Here is a 19,867-nt window from a genome sequence, read left to right as displayed (position 1 = left end):
TGGGCGTACTAGCTTTTCTTAATTATCCTTATGTCGGCAGTTATGACGTAGCATGCGTAGTACTTTGCATCATTTCATTACTTGGCGTAAAGGTCTTAATTTATTTTTCAAATAAAAAAGAATGTAATTTGCACAAATCTTTTTGTTTTCAATTATTCAGATATAAAAATAGCGTGCTGTCTACTGGGGAATAATCCAATAAACAGCACGCTTTGTTTTATTTGATTACATTATTTGGCTACATTGAAGAATGCAGGCACTACGCAATCTTTAGAATCACATGGTCGCTAGTATTCTCACAATCCGCAACTACGCGAGCGCCATCATGCACCTTTCCAGAAAGCAGCAACCGCGCAAGCTGGTCGCCAATTTCTGTTTGAACCAATCTGCGTAACGGACGAGCACCATAAACTGGATCGTAGCCATGCTCCGCAAGCCAAGTGCGAGCAGAGTCACTCACATCCAAGCTAATGCGGCGGTCGCTCAAGCGCGCAGCCACTTGACGAACTTGAATATCCACAATTCCACCAAGCTCTTCACGAGTAAGCGGATGGAACATAACAAGTTCATCCAAACGGTTGATGAACTCTGGCTTAAACTCAGCGTGAACAGCGTTCATAACAGCTTTACGTTTAGCAGCATCGTCCAAGCCTTCTTGCACAAGGAATTGCGAACCCAAGTTTGACGTCATAATCAAAATCGTATTCGTAAAATCAACCGTTCTACCCTGACCGTCAGTCAAACGACCATCATCCAAAACCTGCAACAAAACGTCGAATACTTCCGGATGTGCCTTCTCAACTTCGTCAAAAAGCACTACAGAATACGGACGCCTACGCACAGCTTCAGTAAGCTGGCCGCCTTCCTCATAGCCAATGTAACCAGGAGCAGCACCGATTAGACGCGAAACGGAAGCCTTTTCCATGTACTCGCTCATATCAATGCGAACCATTGCACGCTCGTCGTCAAACAAAAAGTCAGCAAGAGCCTTAGCAAGCTCCGTCTTGCCAACGCCAGTAGGACCCAAGAATAGGAACGAACCAGTCGGGCGATTCGGGTCTGCAATTCCAGCACGGCTTCTGCGCACAGCATCCGCTATAGCCTGAATTGCTTCGCTTTGACCAACCACACGCTTAGAAAGCTCCTTTTCCATGTTTAGGAGCTTCTCATTTTCGCCTTGCATCAAGCGACCAACAGGAATGCCCGTCCATTCGCTAACGACTCCTGCAATAGAATCAGCGTCAACCTGGTCTGGAACCATCGGCTCTTTCGCTTCACTCTTAGCGTTAGCAGCCTCGGACTCTGCTTCTTCCAAAGCTTTTTGAATGCTTGGGATTTCGCCATACAAAATACGGCTTGCTTGCTCCAAGTTGCCTTCACGCGTGAATTTGTCGGCTTCTACGCGCTTAGCATCGAGTTGCGCTCGCAAATCACCAACCTTGTTGTGACCAGCCTTTTCCGCATCCCAACGCGCTTTCAATCCAGCAAGCTTTTCGCGCGAGTTAGCTAATTCTTCTTGCAACTTTTCTAAGCGTTCTTTAGCAGCAGCATCTTCCGCTTTCTTTAATTGCATTTCCTCCATTTCAAGACGCGTAACTTTGCGCTGCAATTCGTCGATTTCTTCTGGCTGAGAATCAAGCTCCATACGCAAGTGAGCTGCCGCTTCATCCACCAAATCAATCGCCTTATCTGGAAGCTGACGACCGGTAATATAGCGGTTTGAAAGCGTTGCTGCAGCTACGATTGCATCGTCACTAATCGTCACCTTGTGGTGTGCTTCGTAACGTTGCTTAAGTCCGCGCAAAATCGTCACAGTATCTTCAACAGACGGCTCGCCAACAAACACTTGCTGGAATCTGCGTTCAAGCGCAGAATCCTTTTCAATATGCTCACGATACTCGTTAAGCGTAGTCGCGCCAACCAAGCGCAGCTCACCGCGCGCAAGCATTGGCTTAAGCATATTGCCAGCATCCATTGAACCTTCTGCAGATCCCGCGCCAACAACAGTGTGAATTTCGTCAATAAACGTAATAATTTGACCGTCTGATTGTTGAATTTCCTTCAACACTGCTTTTAAGCGTTCCTCAAACTCGCCGCGATACTTCGAACCTGCAACCATCGAAGCCAAGTCAAGACTGATAAGACGCTTGTTTTGCAAAGTCGTAGGCACATCCCCTGCAACGATTCGCTGAGCTAATCCTTCTACAACTGCCGTTTTTCCAACGCCCGGCTCGCCAATCAGCACAGGATTGTTCTTCGTGCGGCGAGAAAGAATCTGAATTACGCGACGAATCTCCTGGTCGCGCCCAATCACAGGGTCAAGCTTTCCCTCGCGAGCGCGCGCTGTCATATCAACTGAATACTTTTCGAGCGCTTTGTAGTTGCCTTCCGCGTCTGGGCTTGTAACTTTTGCGCCTCCGCGTACAGTTGGCACAGCTTTTCGCAACGCGTCTGCGGAAACGTTGTGCTTTTTGAAAATATCCGCAACTGCATTCGGCGCGCTCGCAACTATGCCAATAAGCATGTGCTCCGTAGAAACGTATTCGTCTCCCATTGCGCGCATTTCTTTTTCTGCCTGGCTTAGCGCAGCCAAAAGTTGACGGCTTGCATCTGGCTTAGTTGTAGTTGAGCCAGTAGATGAAGGCAATGACACTAATGCGTTGCGAATTTCAGCACCGATTTGTTGCGCATCTGCCCCCGTTTGCGCAATAAGCGCGCGAACGACGCCCTGCTCTTGACGAAGTAAAGCATCCACCAAATGCAAAGTGTCAACTTGCGCGTTGCCAGCTGCAGCCGCACTTTGCACAGCATCACTTAATGCGTCTTGCGCTAAGGTTGTAAACTTTTGTTCCATATCTACCTCACTTCCACGAAAGCTGTAAAACACATTTCAGTTAAGTCAAATCGCTGCAACTTTTGTTGCAACCTTTATTGCAACTCTCGTTGCAATTTCAAGCTTTTTGACGATACTTTCGAGTTCTAACGAGCTTTCACTTTCATGTATCTGATACGTATAACAGATTTTCCTATAACTTTATTCCTAAAACTTGAGTGTACTAGACTCAAGTTTTGAAATCAAGATTAAGGGCTATTTCCTAAAATCAATCACATGTTGCATATTTAAGGTGAAATTGCAATGTTTTACGAATATTTTATAGACTGACTTCTGCAAATAATCTACAATATAAATATATCGTCGGCGACATATTACAGGTAAAATTATCCACAATAACAATGAGGCTATTATGAATAAGAACCTTTTCAAAACAATTACGAAGAAGATAATTATTGTTTTACTATGCTTTTCTGCCGCCGTCATCGCATCAGCTATATTGTTTCTACTGTTTTGGCAGCAGATGCCTACACAAATTAGTTATAAACAAGCAAATCTTTCACATGCCGTTGGCGCTGTGGCAATAAGTGACATGACTGCCGGCAAAGAGAAGAAGCGAGATGGATTCATCGTATTACTCAACAACGATGGAACTTCTCAAACTATTACCACTTATGCCATTGAATCTCCTAGCATATTATGGAACACTGATGGTTTGTATTTCGTAGACGCTAAATTTGACTATTTCCTTGCCCAAAAAAGTAACATGCGTATTGCAATTAAACATCACAAAAAATTACCTGCTGCACAAGCTGGCATTTTTGAAAATAATCAGCACGAAGTTATTAGTGTTCTTGACCACGGTTTTACTCGCACTAGGAAAAATCAACTCGAATTCAATAGTATTACCCTTGGCAAACCGCGAAATACAGATATTATGCAATCACGTATATATGATGTATCGAGCGCTTGCGAGAGTGGCACGTACACCATTAGCCCCAGCGACAATGGAACTAATAGTTTTAATGGAACAAATGGATTCGTAATAAAAAAACTCCAAGATTCAATACCCGTAAAACATATACTCAAAAATTCTGAAACGACGGTACATAGTTTTTCTACGATAGGAAACGACACAGCTCCTTGCATTCGCAACACCATCATTTCGATTGGAGACACAACGGAATATAAAAAAGACGATCCTGAATTCACTTTCACCACGTACGGTATTAATCGGTGGAATACGCAATCAGGAAAATTCGATTTTATACCGCTAACCTTGCAAAATAAGCGCATAGCCTATAACTATGGGGAAAAACACGATTTTGAAAATATTTCATATGGGAATAGGACAATGCTCAATGATCGCGAGCTCTTAGCACTCGACCAAGGCACAGGCGTGCTGTATAAAATTAATACAATTACTGGGAAAACGCAAATTACATTTACCATCCCAGTAAATACTTCAAGCAAGTTCAATCCAAAAAGATATTGGATGCAAACCACTAAAAACGCTATAGCAATTTTAGATAACGCAAATGGAGAAAAGACACCACAATCGACATTGTATTTTCTTAACAAAAAGAATTTCAAACTACAACAAACCGTGCATTTTGATAACACAACAAGTAATCTTCTTGCTGGGAAAGTAGATGGATGTCATTTCAGCGATTTTGCAATTAATCCACAAATGTAGACGATTTGCTAAATTACAGTTTATGGAAAAACTTAGGGGTGTCTTACAAATAAGACACCCTTTCCTTTAACTCTTATTCACTTACAACAACGTTTCGCAAAGAGCCAATGCCATCTACGTGCACGATAGCTTCGTCACCCGCGCGTAAAGTCCCAGCCGGGTATGGAGTTCCTGTCAAAATCACATCTCCCGGAAGAAGCGTTGAGAAGCTTGAAATCGCAGCAATCTGCTCAGGAATACTGTGAATAAGTCGAGCTGTGGTGCCACTCGCTTCTGGCACATTTTCGCCATTAAGCGTAAATGAAATATGTGCATCGCGCCAATTTAGCTCGGTTGTAATCCAAGGTCCAAGCGGGCAAGAAGTGTCGAAACCTTTCGCGCGTGTCCACATTGGGTCGCTTCCTGCGCAATCTCGTAAAGTTACGTCGTTTACGCATGTAAAGCCAAAAACGTAATTCATTGCAGTATCTGCCGTCACGTTTTTTGTAATTTTGCCCATAACAACTGCTACTTCTGGCTCAAAATTCATGTCGTTTGAACAAGCAGGAATTACAATCGGATCGTCCGTACCCATTACAGAAGTGCTCGGCTTTGTAAAAATCACCATATCTTCAGCATTATGCGAAGAAGCCGCAGAAGAAGTAGCGCGCTCGTCATCAGAACGCGTATCGTAATTTTTTGCCAAGCCGTAAACTTTCGAAGGAATTACAGGTACAAGCAAGCGCACGCCATCCGCATCCAACGCGTAACGTTTACCAGTTGGTTTAACTCCTTGCGAGCTTAAAGGATGACCTTCAAGCGCTACTAAATAATCTTTACCGTCGGTTTCGTCTTTTTGAACGAAAGCGTATTGCGGAACTTCATTATAAGAAAAACGTGCAATTCTCATGTTTTTAAGATTACGCAGCACACTACACAAATGCGCGTGGGCCAAAGATTGCCGAACCGATTCTAACCATTGTTGAACCTTCGGCAATCGCCCACGCAAAATCACCAGACATTCCCATCGAAAGCTCTAATTTTACAGAGCTTCCATCATAATCTTGCACGAGTTGTTTACTCACACAATCTCTAATTTCTCGCAATTTTGCGAAACCGCTTCTCACTATTGTTTCATCATCCACGCGCGCTCCAAGCGTCATAAATCCGTGCAAATTAAGTGCCGGAAGACTAGATATAGCGAACGCTTCGTCAATCGCGCGTTCTGGCGCGCACCCCGATTTCGTAGCTTCTCCCGAAACGTTCACTTCCAACATAACGTCTACACAAAGTCCCAAATTTTGCGCGCGAGCAGATATCTTTTGCGCAAGTTCAATGCCGTCAACCGACTGAATACCATTTGCAAGTGGTAAAACTTTGTTTATTTTATTGCTTTGCAGTTGACCGATTAAGTAGAGCGGAATTTCGCCGTTTACACCAACGCTTAAACCTTCTCTAGCAGCTTCCGCGCGTAAAATTTCGGCTTTTGCAACGATTTCTTGTGGGCGATTTTCCCCAATTACTCTCACCCCAGCTTTAAGCGCTGCCATAATTTCGCCAACATCTCGCGTTTTAGTTGCGGCAAGTAGCGTAACCGACTCAGCTTTGCGACCATAATGCGATTCGGCTTGAGCAATGGCGTCTTGCACGCTGTGCACGCCGTCGGCAATTTGACGCGCACGAACACAATCAACCTCAGTATTCGCTAAATCTTTTTGCGCCATATATGCCATTTATTGCCCCAATCTATCAATCTAAATACATAGTTTAGTCGAGGAAGGGCACGGATTTGTCGGCTAGGTTTGCGCGAACAGAACCCCACGGCGTGTCAAGGCTTTTAAATAACGCAAGCGCATCGTCGGCACTCATATCTACAGGCTGATTTTGACCAGGCTTTTTGTATCCCAAAAGATACATGCAATAGCCAATCATGCGCTCGGCACTCCAGCCAGATTCACGAAGAGCACCGACGTCTAGCGAGTGCTTACTTTTTGCAAGTCGCTCGCCTTGTGCGTTATCAATCAGCGGTAAATGCGCAAATTGCGGACGCACATAGTGCACGCCATAAGCCGCAAAAAATCCCGATTTTTCAAGCAGCTCACCAATCCAAATTTGAAGCGCTGCCGAACGAAGCAAATCGCGGCCGCGCACAATATCATTTACTCCGCTCAAAACATCGTCAACAACAACCGCAAGCTGATAAGAAAAAACGCCATCCGCGCGGCGAATCACCATATCTCCCAAATCGCGATTAATGTTAAACGATTGCGCGCCAAAAATCGCGTCTTCAAAACTCACATTTGCTTGCAGCGAATCAGCAGACGGCACTGCAAGTCGCAAAGAATGTTGCTGGTTATTTTGCAAACGCCTTTCGATTTGCGCCAAGCCTTCCGCAGTTTTGCACAGATTTCTGCACGTACCCGGGTAGCGTATAAAACCGTCGCCTTCTTGCGGAGCTGCGATTGCACGAATATCGGAACGCGAGCAAAAACACGGGTAAATCAACGAATTTCCGTCAGCATCTTGCAAAGATTCTAACGCATCAAGAGCTTCTTGGTAGATTGCAGTGCGCTTATGCTGATAAGTAGGCTCACCAACCCAATCAAGACCAGCCCACTTCAAATCGTCAATAACTCGCGCGCTAGCATCTTTCGGCATTCGCGCAATATCAAGATCTTCCAAACGCAAAAGCATGTGGCCACCCTGCGATTTTGCAGAAAGCCACGCAGCCAACATTGCTACCATGTTTCCAATATGCATACGCCCGGAAGGAGTCGGCGCAAAACGACCAATTGCAATAGTTGACTTCGAAAACATGATTTCGTCTTTCTTAAAATCTTTCTTAAAATCTTTCTTAAAATCTTTTCCAATATTTTTCTTAATAAGCACAAGCTTGCAAAGCATAAGCTTGCAAAATAAAAAGCGCGTAACGCATTCATACTAGCATTACGCGCTTCTTACAATCGCAATAAACCGCAATCAATCACAGTTAAAAGCAAATGTTTTATGCAAATAACGACTTATACATAACCACACCCAAGATTGCGCCGGCAATAGGAGCAATAACTGGAATCCACGCTTCACCCCAGCGAGAAGATCCCTTGTGCGGAATTGGCAAAATTGCGTGAAGCAAACGCGGCATAAGATCACGAGCAGGATTCAAAGCAGGACCAGTTGGACCACCCATAGAAGTCACCAAGCCCCAAACAACGAAGCCAACGACGATTGAAGCGCCAGCCAAATTCTTCTCACCCCAAGGAGAAGTAAGGCAGCAAAGTGCAGCTAAAACAAGCACAAGCGTGCCGAAGAACTCGTTAAGGAAGTAGTTAATTTTGTTGTTATACGCATCCGTAGTGCAGAAAGTGCCAAGAATTGCTTCTGACTCCTCAGTTTCGTTGTAATGCGGCAAATAAGTTACGTACACAATAAGCTGACCAACCAGCGCGCCTAAAAGCTGAGCTACAATATAAGGCGCAACGTTAGCCCACGGGAACATGCCGTTTACAGCTTGCGCAATTGTCATAGCAGGATTGATATGCGCACCTGAGATTCCGCCAAACATGAGCACTGGGAACATCACGCCAAAACCGTAGCCCATAGCAATATTTAGCCAGCCAGCATGGTGTCCTTTAGTATTTTTTAATTCAACGTTTGCCACAGCACCGTTTCCGAAAATCATGAGAATAGCAGTGCCAATAAATTCTGCAGCCAACATTGCCATAAACGAATGTTGCATGGTCCTTCGATCCTTCTTACTTGTTTCAAACTCCACACACGTAATCACGCGTATAAATAACGACTCGTCGCTTAACAATCGTCCAACAACTCGCAATTGCGATTAGCACAGCATGGAACACAATATATTCTCATTTTCAAAGAAGCTAAGAAAATGAATTCCAACATTTATTCTTTGATAGTTTCCCTTATACGCGCGACAGTCTGCGTAAATAGTAAAATCGCCCTCACACCAAAAGAGGCCCGCCACCTTGGCGAGCCTCTTATCTACAAAAACAATATCTGCGGTTTCATCTTCACAACATCCTCGTTGCAACGGTTAAAGTCTTAAATATCCCGTCCAACGTCCACGGATTTCATATCCATACACTTTTGTGGGTTACCGCTATCTCTTTTTTGTTTTTGTAATTATTATTATCATCGTTTTTTGCCTAATAGTAAAGAGCAAATTAGCCTTTGTTAACATATTGTCACTACTGTTCAATTGCACACGAAAAATCGCAACTCTTGCGGCATTTTGTGAACATGCAAAGGTTATCATGTTAAATTACGTTCGCATGAGACACACTCCGGCGTGTCGCAAGATATTTTTAGAGCGCAAAGCAAGCAATAAAATCGACACTCAGTCGCGCACTTCCCTTGCAACGCATACAATTACAGAATATGGTACAAATTTTTGACGCTCCCTCAAAGGCGATACTGCGCGGTCAAATTGCCGAACACATCGCCGAAGATGAAAAGGCAGAAAAGCGTGAAGCTCGTGAGGGTGAGCTACCGTTGCCAAAAGATCGTTTCTTCGACCGAGAATTAAGCTGGTTGAAGTTCAATCGTCGCGTGCTCGAGTTGGCTCAGAATACAGATTTGCCACTTCTTGAACGCGCTAATTTTGCTGCTATCTTTGCGTCAAATCTCGACGAATTCTTTATGGTTCGAGTTGCAGGATTAAAGCGCAGAATAGATTCTGGAATAGCAGTAACTGCAGCATCCGGCTTAAGCCCTCGTCAGCAATTGCGCGCTATTAGTGAAGTAACTCACCGCCGTCAAGATGAGCACGCTCACTATGTTATTGAGCACATTCTTCCTGAGCTTGCCAAACAGCGCATTGTGTTGCTCAGCTGGGATAAGCTTACAGAATCAGAAAAAGCACGTTTGTCTGATTACTACAAAAAGCAAGTATTCCCTGTTCTTACGCCTCTTGCAGTGGATCCTGCTCACCCATTCCCATACATTTCCGGCAAGTCTATTAACTTGGCTGTTATCGTCGAAAATCCAAATTCTGGAAAGTCGCATTTTGCGCGCGTAAAAATTCCAGATAATTTGAATCGCCTTGTACCAGTTGACGATTTAACAGACGAAGAAGGTCGCGAAGAGCGCTACGGCTTCATCACTATGGAAAAGCTGATTGCAGCACACTTGGAATCACTTTTCCCAGGAATGATTATTAAGGAAGCTCGCTCTTTCCGCGTTACGCGTAACGAAGATATTGACGTTGAGGAAGACGATGCAGAAAACTTGCTTAACGCTATGGAGAAGGAACTTCTTCGCCGCCGCTTTGGGCCGCCAATTCGTTTGGAAATTTCTAACGAGGCCAGCCCATTCCTTTCTCAGCTTCTTGCAAATCAACTTCGCGTAAGCCCTGAGGAAGTCTATCGCTTGCCTTCGCCGCTTGATATGACGGTATTGTTTGAATTGCAGGCGCTTGACCGCCCAGATTTGAAGTATCGTCCGTTTATTCCTACTACGAACCGTCAGATTGCGGAAGTTGAAACTAGCCACGCTCAAGATATTTTCGCTTCTATTCGCGAGCATGACATTTTGTTGCATCATCCTTACGATTCGTTCTCTACTTCTGTACAGGCATTCCTCGCGCAGGCTGCTGCAGATCCAAAAGTGCTTGCAATTAAGCAAACTTTGTATCGAACGTCTAGCAATTCGCCAATTATTGACGCTCTTGTTGACGCAGCTCACGCTGGCAAACAGGTACTTGCGCTGGTTGAGATTAAGGCACGATTTGACGAGGACGCAAATATTGCTTGGGCTCGTAAGCTTGAGCGCGCAGGCGTTCACGTTGTGTACGGCATTGTTGGTTTGAAGACTCACTGCAAGCTTTCACTCGTGGTACGCCAAGAAGCAGAAGGGTTGCGTCGCTACTGCCACGTTGGCACAGGTAATTACAATCCTAAGACTGCTCGCCTTTACACTGATTTGGGGTTGCTTACTTGCGATCCTGTAGTCGGACAGGATTTGACTCGCTTGTTTAACCAGCTTTCCGGTTATGCTCCAAAGTCAAGCTTCCATCGCTTACTTGTAGCTCCACGAACCGTTCGCACTGGCATTATTCAGCGTATTCGCCGCGAGGAAGCCGCAGCTCTTGCTGGCAAGGAAGCGTGGATTAAGATTAAGGTCAATTCCGTAGTTGATGAGCAAACTATTGACGCTTTATACCGTGCTTCTCAAGCTGGCGTGAAGATTGATATTGTTGAGCGTGGAATTTGCTCACTGAAGCCTGGCATTGAGGGATTGAGTGAGAATATTCGCGTTCGTTCTATTCTTGGTCGATTCCTTGAGCACAGCCGTATTTACGCGTTCGCTAATTCTTGTGGCCCGCAGATTGGTGACGGTCCTGCAAGTGGTCCAGAAGTGTGGATTGGCTCTGCAGATTTGATGCACCGCAATCTTGATCGTCGAGTTGAAACCCTAGTTCGCATTACTGCGCCTGATCAAGTTGAAGCATTAATTCAGTATATTGATTTGCAAATGGCTGATTCAACTGTTTCGTGGTGGATGGATGGCGACGGCACGTATACCTTGCATTCTCGTGATAAGGAAGGTCGTCCGCTCGTTGACAGCCAGGCTTACTTGATTCATACTCACACGCGTAAGCCTCGCGGTGCGAACTAATCGCAAATAACTAATAAACAATAAGCAAGAGCCAGATTCAGTAACATGTTTCTGGCTCTTGTTGTGTTTATTAACCCTTTATAATCTGGCTAAATCTCAAGTATTCCCGGCAATAGCCGAAATTTCTACAGCACCATTTGCCAGTTTTAGGATAATTTATGTGAAAATTGAGCGTTTATAATATTGTTTACATACTATATAGCAGTTCTATTCCTATCTTCTTAAGGATTGGAAGCTGAGGCTGTAATCACCTGATTATCTCGGGCATCAGCTCCTGCAATATCTAGGGTCATGCTCCAAATACCGATAAGCAGCAAAATGTATCTGTTAGTTAGAGCGTCTTGAGAGAAATATAGCTTTCTTGCAGTAAGTGAGTGCGTTATATACTTTTTTGATGTTTGAAGTAATAATAAAACATATACCCCAATCCACTAGTTAACTATGTTATAAAATTTAGTAATCCTTAGCGCATAAGAATATATATATACACACAGATGACGTTAGTTCGGGAAATACAGTACATTTAAGTCGGTTGCAGATGCCTGATATGCGCGATCACGTGTCTACGAAAATGTCAAGGAATACTAAATGTTAAGTTTTTTAGCTTAGTTACAGAGAATTTTCCTTGGTATTTCAACGATAACTCGGATTTTTAGACACACTTTTTACCGCTTACCCTAAAACTAAGTCAACCAACCGAGGTAGTAATACTCATAGCCTCAACACAATCAAAAACTCATCTAACTAACTGAGCTAGTAACACTCAACATGAATCGCTATTAAATATTTTGATACGAACGCCACAGCTCCTAAGGAAATAACCTACATTCGATATACTATGAGCACTACTCCCATAAGGGTTATGGGCTTATTTTTTACACACTTTTGTCCGAGTTGGCTAATGTACAGAAAATAGATTCGATTAATGCGACACACGTGTATTGCAATATGCAAAGCATGATTTCTTATACGCTTTTTGGACTACAACACACAAACACCAGAAAAATCACCTGCAAACGTTTCTGCACAACACAGAAACGACTACAAATGCCGTATTTTTCTCAGGCATTTGTAGTCGTACGTAATCTAATGATAATTATTAATTTACTAAATTTAATGATTATTGGATTCTAATTCCGCAATCAACATCTTGTTCTTTTCATTTTCAACGATACGATAATTTGATTGCCAAACAATCTTAAGTTTGCCAATATTATTTGGGTTTGTGTCTGTATCAAGAGTATTTTGAACTAAAGTTTTACCAACCCTTTCCCATATCACTTCCGGCGCATAAGCCCATTTGAGAGAGCCGTCCTTGGTCCTCTTCAACAACGCTCGAAAAGCTCCAAAAATAGGCATAATATACCCAGATGGAATATCATATTTAATGTCTTCGCAATGATAAGACGTTTTTGCTTTATCCGTAGTTTTTACACCACGAATTTTGCCAAACGCACTCTTTTGATTGTTGTCAATTTTATACCCTTTATACTTTTGGCCCATATCTTTTTGAATAAGCTCAAACAACCTAACTAAAACTGGCAATTCTTGAGCAAGAAGATAATAAATATTTTTTTCTTTAGAATCATTTACATCATCAGGATTTGACGACTCATATTTATTATATTCTTCACTATAATTCTTAAAAACTATAGCCTTCCCAGAATATGAAGCAATAGGAGCATTCGTATCGTCTTTGAACAAATCAATATTAAATGCATACATTAATCTAAGTAAATCAGAAATTGGTATACGCTTATCCTCATTGTCTTTATATGCAATTTCGTTACGATAGGTTTCACCTTTAGATTCCAAGGCTTCTTTAATAAATCCAAACCTATTTTCAAGATTAAATAATGCAATATCGCTAACTTGAACAGATGTGTTACGCGCATCAGATAATTTTGCTACATCAATATTTTTACCTACAAAGATTTCGATTTTAACAAACTTATCCATTCCTTCAGGGATTTCTTTTCGATTTTCAATAATGGCTTTATAAGTATGCCCACCATCCAAAACACCATAAAGAGAAGAATTATCACCAAAATCAATTTCAATTGTTGATTTAGATGGATCAGTTTTGACACGGTTGGCAAGAATTACCATTCCCCTGTTATGCATGTCAAAATACGGATCCGAATTAGAAACCGCAGCCTTGAGCTTTTTAGCTGTAGCTGTTTTCATATTTACTTCACGAGGATTTACATCCGTAGGCATTCCTTCTGGCAAATCGCGCAAATTAACCCATACAATATAGTATTTAACTTTGTTGCCATCGTCATCTTTCTCTTTATCTACAGGTGACGTAAGCGTTCGCACAGCTTCAAATTTAAATTCTTTTATCATTTTGCACTCCTTTGAGTAGCTTAAAGCACAATTACAGTTTGTAACCATACATCTAGCACCTTTTGGTGAAGATATTTATAAGATTATCATACAAAATTTTATTAAAAAGGAACCAAGGTTCTTTTTTGATGTAAAATATCTTTATGACAATAAGAAAAACAAAAAAACAAAACATAAAAAGCATAGAAGAATCAAATGCAATAAAGCGAATAGGCGCAATAATCAAACAGCATAGGCTTGAACTTACCGATATAGCTAAAACTAGAGAAAAATTTGTCTATGCGGATCATGTAGGTTTAGATCCTGATTGGATAAGTGTAAAAAGCCTGGCAAACATCGAAAATGGAAAAAATCTTCCATCGATTTTAACATTATTTAAATTGGCAACAGCTCTTCAAGTTGACGCACGGGATTTATTTAAAGAAGTAGCTGAAGCAATTATAGATCCAGGCAAATCAAAAAAATAATAAGTTGTCCAATCAAGATTAAAATAAGAAATTATTATTTAGCTTAATATAATACGCAGTGATATTTATGCAATGACCAATAACTTTATTGCCTATCTTTTCGGAGAATATGGAAGTTGGAGCCATAATCACCTGATTATCTCGGGCACCAGCTCCTGCAATATCTAACTAATATTCTCAGCAACTATTTTGACAATGTACAACCTACCTAGCATTATTTGCCAGTTTTGGGAAGTTTGAGAATTTAACGTCGCTTACGTTTTAGTATAAGTTACCTACCACACACATACGAACAACAATCCTATTCTTTAAATTTTCAACTGCTTTTATGTAGATTTCATGCAAAAAACTGTTTGTAGATTGTAAATATGATATTTTAGGATATTATTATATTAAGGAATATCGCTGTAGATAGTAGATAATAATCAGAAAAATTTTGATGCTACTTGTAAACAAACAGCAAACTGGACACTGGAGGCAACTATGTTGCTTAATTTTAGCGTAGAAAACGCGCTAAGTTTTCGTCAATCGCAACAATTCAGCATGCAAAGAACCGTACATGCAAAAAACAGTTCGTGGCCCCATCCAGATGTATCAACTCTTGCAGCCATTTACGGAGGAAATGCCTCAGGGAAAACAAATCTGCTAAAATGTATAGCATTCTTAAAAAATTTTGTGGAAGGAAGCTTCAAAAGCGGCAACTCAAATTCAAAAATAAATGCACTTCCTTTTCTTTTGAATAAAGAGTCTGAAAATAAACCTTCAACGTTCTTTATAGAATTTATTGCAAGAGATAAAAACAGGTATAAATATTGGTTCACCTTCAATAATAACTACATTATTGAAGAGGTACTATGGCTTTTCCGCTCTACAACAAACAGAAAAACTGTGCTGTTTGAACGAGAGCATGGCAAGCCAATGCGATTTGGCTCAAATCTAAAAACCATAGGAAAAACTGTAGAAAAAATTACAAGAGACAACGCATTATTTCTATCTGCAGCTGCAGCATCAGGTGTACAAGCATTGCAAGCTGCATACGAAGAAATAACTTCTACACAGCAATGCAGAACAGTTGACTTTGATAAGTATTCCAATAATTTGATAACAGTTTTACAAGAAAATCCAGATTTTGCATCCAACATTAGCAAGTTGCTAAAATATGCAGATTTAGGATTAAAAGGTGTAACAGTCCAATCCGAACAGCTAGATGCTAAACAATCAGAAAAACTAGCGAGACTCGCAAATCTTCTTAATGAACTTGACGGAGATAACAATAAACTTACAGATAACACTTCTGAAAACACTGAAAAATTGCAAAAATTTAGTGTTTCACGTTTAATGTTTACACATTCTGGTCAAAAAGATTGCCAGCTTCCTGAGGATTTTGAATCTTTAGGAACTAAAACAGCATTATTGCTATTTGCTTTCGTTATAGATGCATTATCAAAACATTCCATACTTCTAATCGATGAAATCGACACAAGTCTAAGCATGCAATTCGTGTCTGAAATACTCAAGCTTTACAGTAATCCAGAAACGAATCCTAACCAATCGCAATTAATTTTTACTACTCACGATTTAAGTCTTATTAGTAATTCTGGAACCGACAAAACTATTCTCGACAGAGATCAAATTTGGTTTATAGAGAAAAACACATTAGGCGAATCTTCACTACATCCACTTACGGAATGGGAAAACCGCAATGTAAACTTTGGTAAAAACTATCAACACAACATATACGCTTCAGCACCACAACCGTCTCTATATGATGTTTTTGCGGAAATACTTACAAATACTAACAGAAGCTAAAACACTACCAGTATTCAAAACGATATAAAACACTAGTATTCATGAGGAGCGGGCTATGGTTCATGTTCCATCACACGGCCGTTCGAAGAAACAGTCGAAACGAAATAAAAGATTCCTCATTGTTTGTGGCGGTGTAGTTACAGAGTTTGAGTATTTTAGCTATATAAAATCAGAAGTAAGTAAATATTGTGCTGCATCATGGGATATTCATAAATCAATTAACATAGAAAAAGAGGGCGTAGACCCACTCACTTTAATGAATTATGCAATTAAACTTGAGAAATTAGACTGCAAAGAAGCAAAAAAGAAAACTACGATCCGTTTACACTGGTATGGGTTGTAACAGACGTTGATGAATTTGGAGAAAAAATTCAACAAGCTCAATCTAAGTCGGATTCAACTTGTGGGAAGATAAAATTAGTAATTTCCAACCCTTGCTTCGAAGTATGGCTTATTGACCATATAAAAAGCTGCCCTCTTTCTTGCACAGAAACGCGAGATTGCCAAAAAGAAGCAAAAGAACTTGGACTACTGCACAACACTACTGGGAATAAAAATAAGCATATCCAATTAGAAAAATTAACTGGAAACTATAAGAATGCTTTTAAAAACGCAAAGCAGCATATGCAAACCGAACAGAGAGAAACTCGCAAAAATCACCCTTCAGTAACTCAAAAGTCAAACTACGCTCCTTGGACAGATGTTCCAGAAATAGTAGAAACAATATTAAATGAATGCAAGCGTGTATCAGGAGTAGATTTGTCAGAAAAATTGTGAATTAATGATGTAACTACATATGTCTTCATTACTGTTATTAACAGCAATAATCTAGATGTGGGTGAGATGATGGCGCAATATTGATGAGTCATCACGTCTATGGAGTAAATTATCACAGTCACGGAAGTTAAAATGACAGTCATAAGTCGACACATCTCGGTCAAAATATGTAAGATCACTGTCAAAATATAGTAAATCATGTTCAAAATCGAAAAAATGACAGTCATATATACGAAAATCACTGTTATGGACGAGAAAATGACAGTCACAACACTTTTATCACAGTCATGGCCATGATAAAACGTAAGCAGCGCAAATATACAAAAATCAGCAACTAAATTGACTCTAACCAAATGGACAAATAATCGAATTGCAATAAATAACCAAGCATAACTAAAATTTGCGAAAGAAAAACGCTAAAATAGTGAATATGAGTGCAGTAACGACGCAATACGTTGAAGCAGCTGGCGGAATAATCTATCGCAAGCGCAATATTACAAACAACTCAAACGCAGGCGAAGATGCAAAAACAGGAAGCAATGCAATAAAGCCTAGCGATGCAATAAAGCCCAGCGACGACGATTTTGAACTTTGCCTAGTCTACCGTCCTAAATATGACGATTGGAGCTGGCCAAAGGGCAAAAACGAGCCAAACGAATCACATCGCCACACAGCCGTGCGCGAAGTTGGAGAAGAAACAGGATATTCAGTCACGCTAGGTCCACACATTGCCAAAATAGAGTATCCGCTTGAGCGCGAAGGCAAAAAATCTTCCAAGAACAGCTCATCAAATAGCAGCCAAAATCGCAATTCCCAGCCGGAAGTAATAAAGCGAATCCATTACTGGATGATGCGCTTAATCGACAAGCCAACTGCAGCAAAGCGTCTCCCTGCTTTCGGACCAATTAAGCCAGCCAAGCCTACTGAAATTAGCAATGTTTTATGGCTCACTCCTTCTCAAGCGCGCAAAAAACTTACGCACGATAGCGACCGCGAAGTGCTGGATGCTTTCTTAGAAAAGCTCCACGCAGGTCAAGCAGAATATAGCACGCTGCTTTTGGTGCGTCACGGAAAAGCTGAGTCTCGAAAAACTTGGCAAGGAAGCGAAGCGACTCGACCAATCACACCTCTTGGAGCAGCCGCATCATACGCTCTAGGACGCGAGCTTGCCTGCTACGCGCCGAATAAAATCATATCGTCACCTTGGAAGCGTTGCGTTGAAACGGTTGCGGCTTTTGCACACGACTCTTCACTTCAAATAGAACAGGTTGCGGAACTTACTGAAGACCATCACGAGAAACAACCAAAATCTACATTGTCTGTGCTTATAAACGAAATACAAAATCTTGAGTGCCACACACAAAATACAAGCGAAACTAGCAATGCAAGCACAACTAACAACGCAACCGTCATATGCTTGCACCGACCGGTTATTGGCACTTTCTTTGATTATTTGCGCGAAATAACAAAGCCTCGAGCACACAAGCGCATACTCAGTCAAAAATCTCCATATATGCCTACAGGAAGCGCAATAGTTTTGCACATAATTAGTACTCCTAAAGGCGCTCGCATTATTGATATTGAAAAGGTTCTTCCAAGTGTCTACTAGTTTAAATTCGCAATCGAGTTCTATTCATTCAAGCAGATCTGCTTTTATGCCAAGTCCTACAGGCTCTGCCCGCCCAAGCCGACCTGCACAAATGGATCCTGCAATGCTCACGCAGATTGAAGGCGGCACGGATCCGCAGGTTGTAAACGAAATTAGCCACACCTCCGCCGCCGTTCTGCTTAACCGCGTTCATAAAACGCAGTCGCCGGAAATTGTTGAGCGCGTGCTGAATTTGGTTGAAAATGAGGGCATTGAAGTTATTGCAGATTTGTGGAGCCATGCGGAAGCAGAGTCTATTCCTGGAATGTTGTGGCGACTTTATTTATTGCGAATGTCGCTACGAAAACAGCGCGAAGCTTACGCTGAGTACTGGAGTCTTGGCGAACCTGAAACAACAAGCGCATCCGCTATTACAGGAATTGACGAAGCTCCTACAGGAGAAGATATTGCGCGACTTGCAGATTCTATTCTTTCTGGTGCTTTTACAGGCGATTTTGCTGTAGCGCTTTACCGATCTTCAGCTTTTACTTCGATTATTGCGCGCGGAATGCAAGTTTACGCAAAAAAGTTAGACAAACAAGCAAATACAATGCACACGCAGAAAATTGCAAAAGTTTTGCATATCTCAGCAAATATGCACGCACTTTCGTTATCTTTTGCTCATGGAGCGAAATTATGGCGCGCAGAAAAGTTGGAATAAATTATTTGCGATTAAAATTGTGCGGCGCGTGAAAATAGAAAACAAGGTATACTCAAAATGATGCTGGCTTGTGTTTAAGCCCCGGGCTCCATTTTTTGCCGCTGCGAGCGGCGTTTGCGCCGACAGGCGCTTTCGCAAGTCAGTATCGTTTCTGTTCTGAATCTTGAATTTTAAGTTTTAGTTTTAGTTTTAGTTTTTAGATTTTGCTAGCTAATTTTAGATAAAATATATATTTTTACTCACATTTGTTTATATTTTGCGCAAAAATAACGGCACGCCGATAGCTTAACATGCCATGCTTGCATTACCCTAGAAGGTATGGATCTTCATGTTTTACATCATCCGCTGGTGGACCACAAGCTCACCGTTTTGCGTGATAAGAATACACCTTCTAATATTTTCCGCGAGTTGGTTTCCGAATTGGTAACCCTCGAAGCATACGAAGCAACCCGTAATTTGGAAGTTAGCGATCGCGAGATTGAAACTCCTATTTGCAAGATGACTGGCAAGCATTTGAACCGCCCACGCCCAATGGTTGTGCCGGTTTTGCGCGCTGGTCTTGGCATGCTCGATGGCATGACTCGCCTTCTTCCAACCGCTGAGGTTGGATTCCTTGGCATGAAGCGCGACGAGCAGACGCTCGACATTGTCACTTATGCCAACCGTTTGCCAGAAGATTTGACCGGTCGTCAATGCTTCCTTCTTGACCCAATGCTTGCCACTGGTGGCACTCTTATTGCCGCTACGCATTATTTGGCTGAGCGCGGCGCTAAGGATGTTACTGCTATTAACATTTTGGCAGCCCCAGAAGGCTTAGAGCGCTTGGAGAAGGAACTTGATCCTTCCATCGATTTTAAGGTTGTTGTTTGCGCTGTTGACGAGCATTTGAACGACAAAGCTTATATCGTTCCAGGTCTTGGCGACGCTGGCGACCGCTTGTATGGTTTGATTGATTAATACACTCACCAAATCAAGCGAAAACTAGAATCAAAAACTACAAAATAGCCTGCTG

General features: G+C 41.8%; 15 protein-coding genes. 9 read left to right on the top strand and 6 right to left on the bottom strand.

Annotated elements, in window-relative coordinates; translation table 11 throughout:
• Nucleotides 1-259: 259 nt before the first annotated feature.
• On the bottom strand, nt 260-2,854 hold the full coding sequence (gene clpB, locus HXT37_RS00590; protein WP_421779554.1) for an ATP-dependent chaperone ClpB: 2,595 nt from the start codon (nt 2,852-2,854) through the stop codon (nt 260-262).
• A 391-nt stretch (nt 2,855-3,245) separates the two neighbouring features.
• Between clpB and HXT37_RS00585 the strand changes: the two genes are divergently transcribed.
• Nucleotides 3,246-4,529 carry a hypothetical protein gene (locus HXT37_RS00585; RefSeq protein ID WP_421779552.1) on the top strand — a complete coding sequence of 428 codons (1,284 nt, stop codon included), beginning with the start codon at nt 3,246-3,248 and terminating at the stop codon, nt 4,527-4,529.
• A gap of 73 nt (nt 4,530-4,602) precedes the next feature.
• On the opposite strand, the gene HXT37_RS00580 is transcribed toward HXT37_RS00585, so the two are convergent.
• The 4 genes from HXT37_RS00580 to HXT37_RS00565 all read right to left on the bottom strand — a co-directional run bounded on the left by HXT37_RS00580 (nt 4,603) and on the right by HXT37_RS00565 (nt 8,244).
• Entirely contained in the window at nt 4,603-5,418 is an 816-nt protein-coding gene (locus HXT37_RS00580) for a fumarylacetoacetate hydrolase family protein (protein WP_102703460.1), read from the bottom strand.
• Between the two features lie 22 nt (nt 5,419-5,440).
• Nucleotides 5,441-6,241: a YggS family pyridoxal phosphate-dependent enzyme gene (locus tag HXT37_RS00575; RefSeq protein ID WP_004110083.1), complete on the bottom strand. Its 801-nt coding sequence runs from the start codon at nt 6,239-6,241 to the stop codon at nt 5,441-5,443.
• Nucleotides 6,242-6,275: 34 nt separating this feature from the next.
• Nucleotides 6,276-7,325: a glutamyl-Q tRNA(Asp) synthetase gene (locus tag HXT37_RS00570; protein ID WP_032841656.1), complete on the bottom strand. Its 1,050-nt coding sequence runs from the start codon at nt 7,323-7,325 to the stop codon at nt 6,276-6,278.
• Between the two features lie 187 nt (nt 7,326-7,512).
• Nucleotides 7,513-8,244 (bottom strand): MIP/aquaporin family protein, encoded by a 732-nt coding sequence (locus HXT37_RS00565; RefSeq protein WP_012913721.1) that lies wholly within the window; start codon nt 8,242-8,244, stop codon nt 7,513-7,515.
• Between the two features lie 662 nt (nt 8,245-8,906).
• Here HXT37_RS00565 and HXT37_RS00560 point away from each other — a divergent pair.
• Nucleotides 8,907-11,144, top strand: a complete 2,238-nt coding sequence (locus HXT37_RS00560) for an RNA degradosome polyphosphate kinase (protein WP_004110091.1) — start codon at nt 8,907-8,909, stop codon at nt 11,142-11,144.
• 1,113 nt (nt 11,145-12,257) lie between these two features.
• Here HXT37_RS00560 and HXT37_RS00555 read toward each other — a convergent pair.
• The gene (locus HXT37_RS00555; protein WP_103013761.1) at nt 12,258-13,493 is read right to left on the bottom strand and encodes an AIPR family protein; all 1,236 of its coding nucleotides are present in this window, start codon (nt 13,491-13,493) and stop codon (nt 12,258-12,260) included.
• A 143-nt stretch (nt 13,494-13,636) separates the two neighbouring features.
• Here HXT37_RS00555 and HXT37_RS00550 point away from each other — a divergent pair, with 143 nt between their 5' ends.
• The 7 genes from HXT37_RS00550 to upp all read left to right on the top strand — a co-directional run bounded on the left by HXT37_RS00550 (nt 13,637) and on the right by upp (nt 19,812).
• The gene (locus tag HXT37_RS00550; protein WP_103013760.1) at nt 13,637-13,960 is read left to right on the top strand and encodes a helix-turn-helix domain-containing protein; all 324 of its coding nucleotides are present in this window, start codon (nt 13,637-13,639) and stop codon (nt 13,958-13,960) included.
• Nucleotides 13,961-14,443: 483 nt separating this feature from the next.
• Nucleotides 14,444-15,769 (top strand): AAA family ATPase, encoded by a 1,326-nt coding sequence (locus HXT37_RS00545; protein WP_103013759.1) that lies wholly within the window; start codon nt 14,444-14,446, stop codon nt 15,767-15,769.
• 55 nt (nt 15,770-15,824) lie between these two features.
• Nucleotides 15,825-16,112: an RloB family protein gene (locus tag HXT37_RS00540; protein WP_233186330.1), complete on the top strand. Its 288-nt coding sequence runs from the start codon at nt 15,825-15,827 to the stop codon at nt 16,110-16,112.
• Nucleotides 16,052-16,546, top strand: coding sequence for an RloB family protein (locus HXT37_RS00535; protein ID WP_369827464.1), 495 nt, complete (start codon nt 16,052-16,054; stop codon nt 16,544-16,546). The genes HXT37_RS00540 and HXT37_RS00535 overlap by 61 nt, the downstream gene beginning before the upstream one ends.
• A 430-nt stretch (nt 16,547-16,976) precedes the next feature.
• Nucleotides 16,977-18,155 carry an NUDIX hydrolase gene (locus HXT37_RS00530; protein ID WP_199172866.1) on the top strand — a complete coding sequence of 393 codons (1,179 nt, stop codon included), beginning with the start codon at nt 16,977-16,979 and terminating at the stop codon, nt 18,153-18,155.
• A gap of 46 nt (nt 18,156-18,201) precedes the next feature.
• The gene (locus HXT37_RS00525; protein WP_076003122.1) at nt 18,202-18,855 is read left to right on the top strand and encodes a thymidine phosphorylase; all 654 of its coding nucleotides are present in this window, start codon (nt 18,202-18,204) and stop codon (nt 18,853-18,855) included.
• 318 nt (nt 18,856-19,173) lie between these two features.
• The gene (gene upp / locus HXT37_RS00520; protein WP_004136544.1) at nt 19,174-19,812 is read left to right on the top strand and encodes a uracil phosphoribosyltransferase; all 639 of its coding nucleotides are present in this window, start codon (nt 19,174-19,176) and stop codon (nt 19,810-19,812) included.
• Nucleotides 19,813-19,867: the final 55 nt, after the last annotated feature.

The organism is Gardnerella sp. DNF01151, from assembly GCF_049244235.1.
Taxonomy (GTDB): Bacteria; Actinomycetota; Actinomycetes; order Actinomycetales; family Bifidobacteriaceae; genus Bifidobacterium; species Bifidobacterium swidsinskii.
This window is presented reverse-complemented; position numbering and strand designations above follow the sequence as displayed.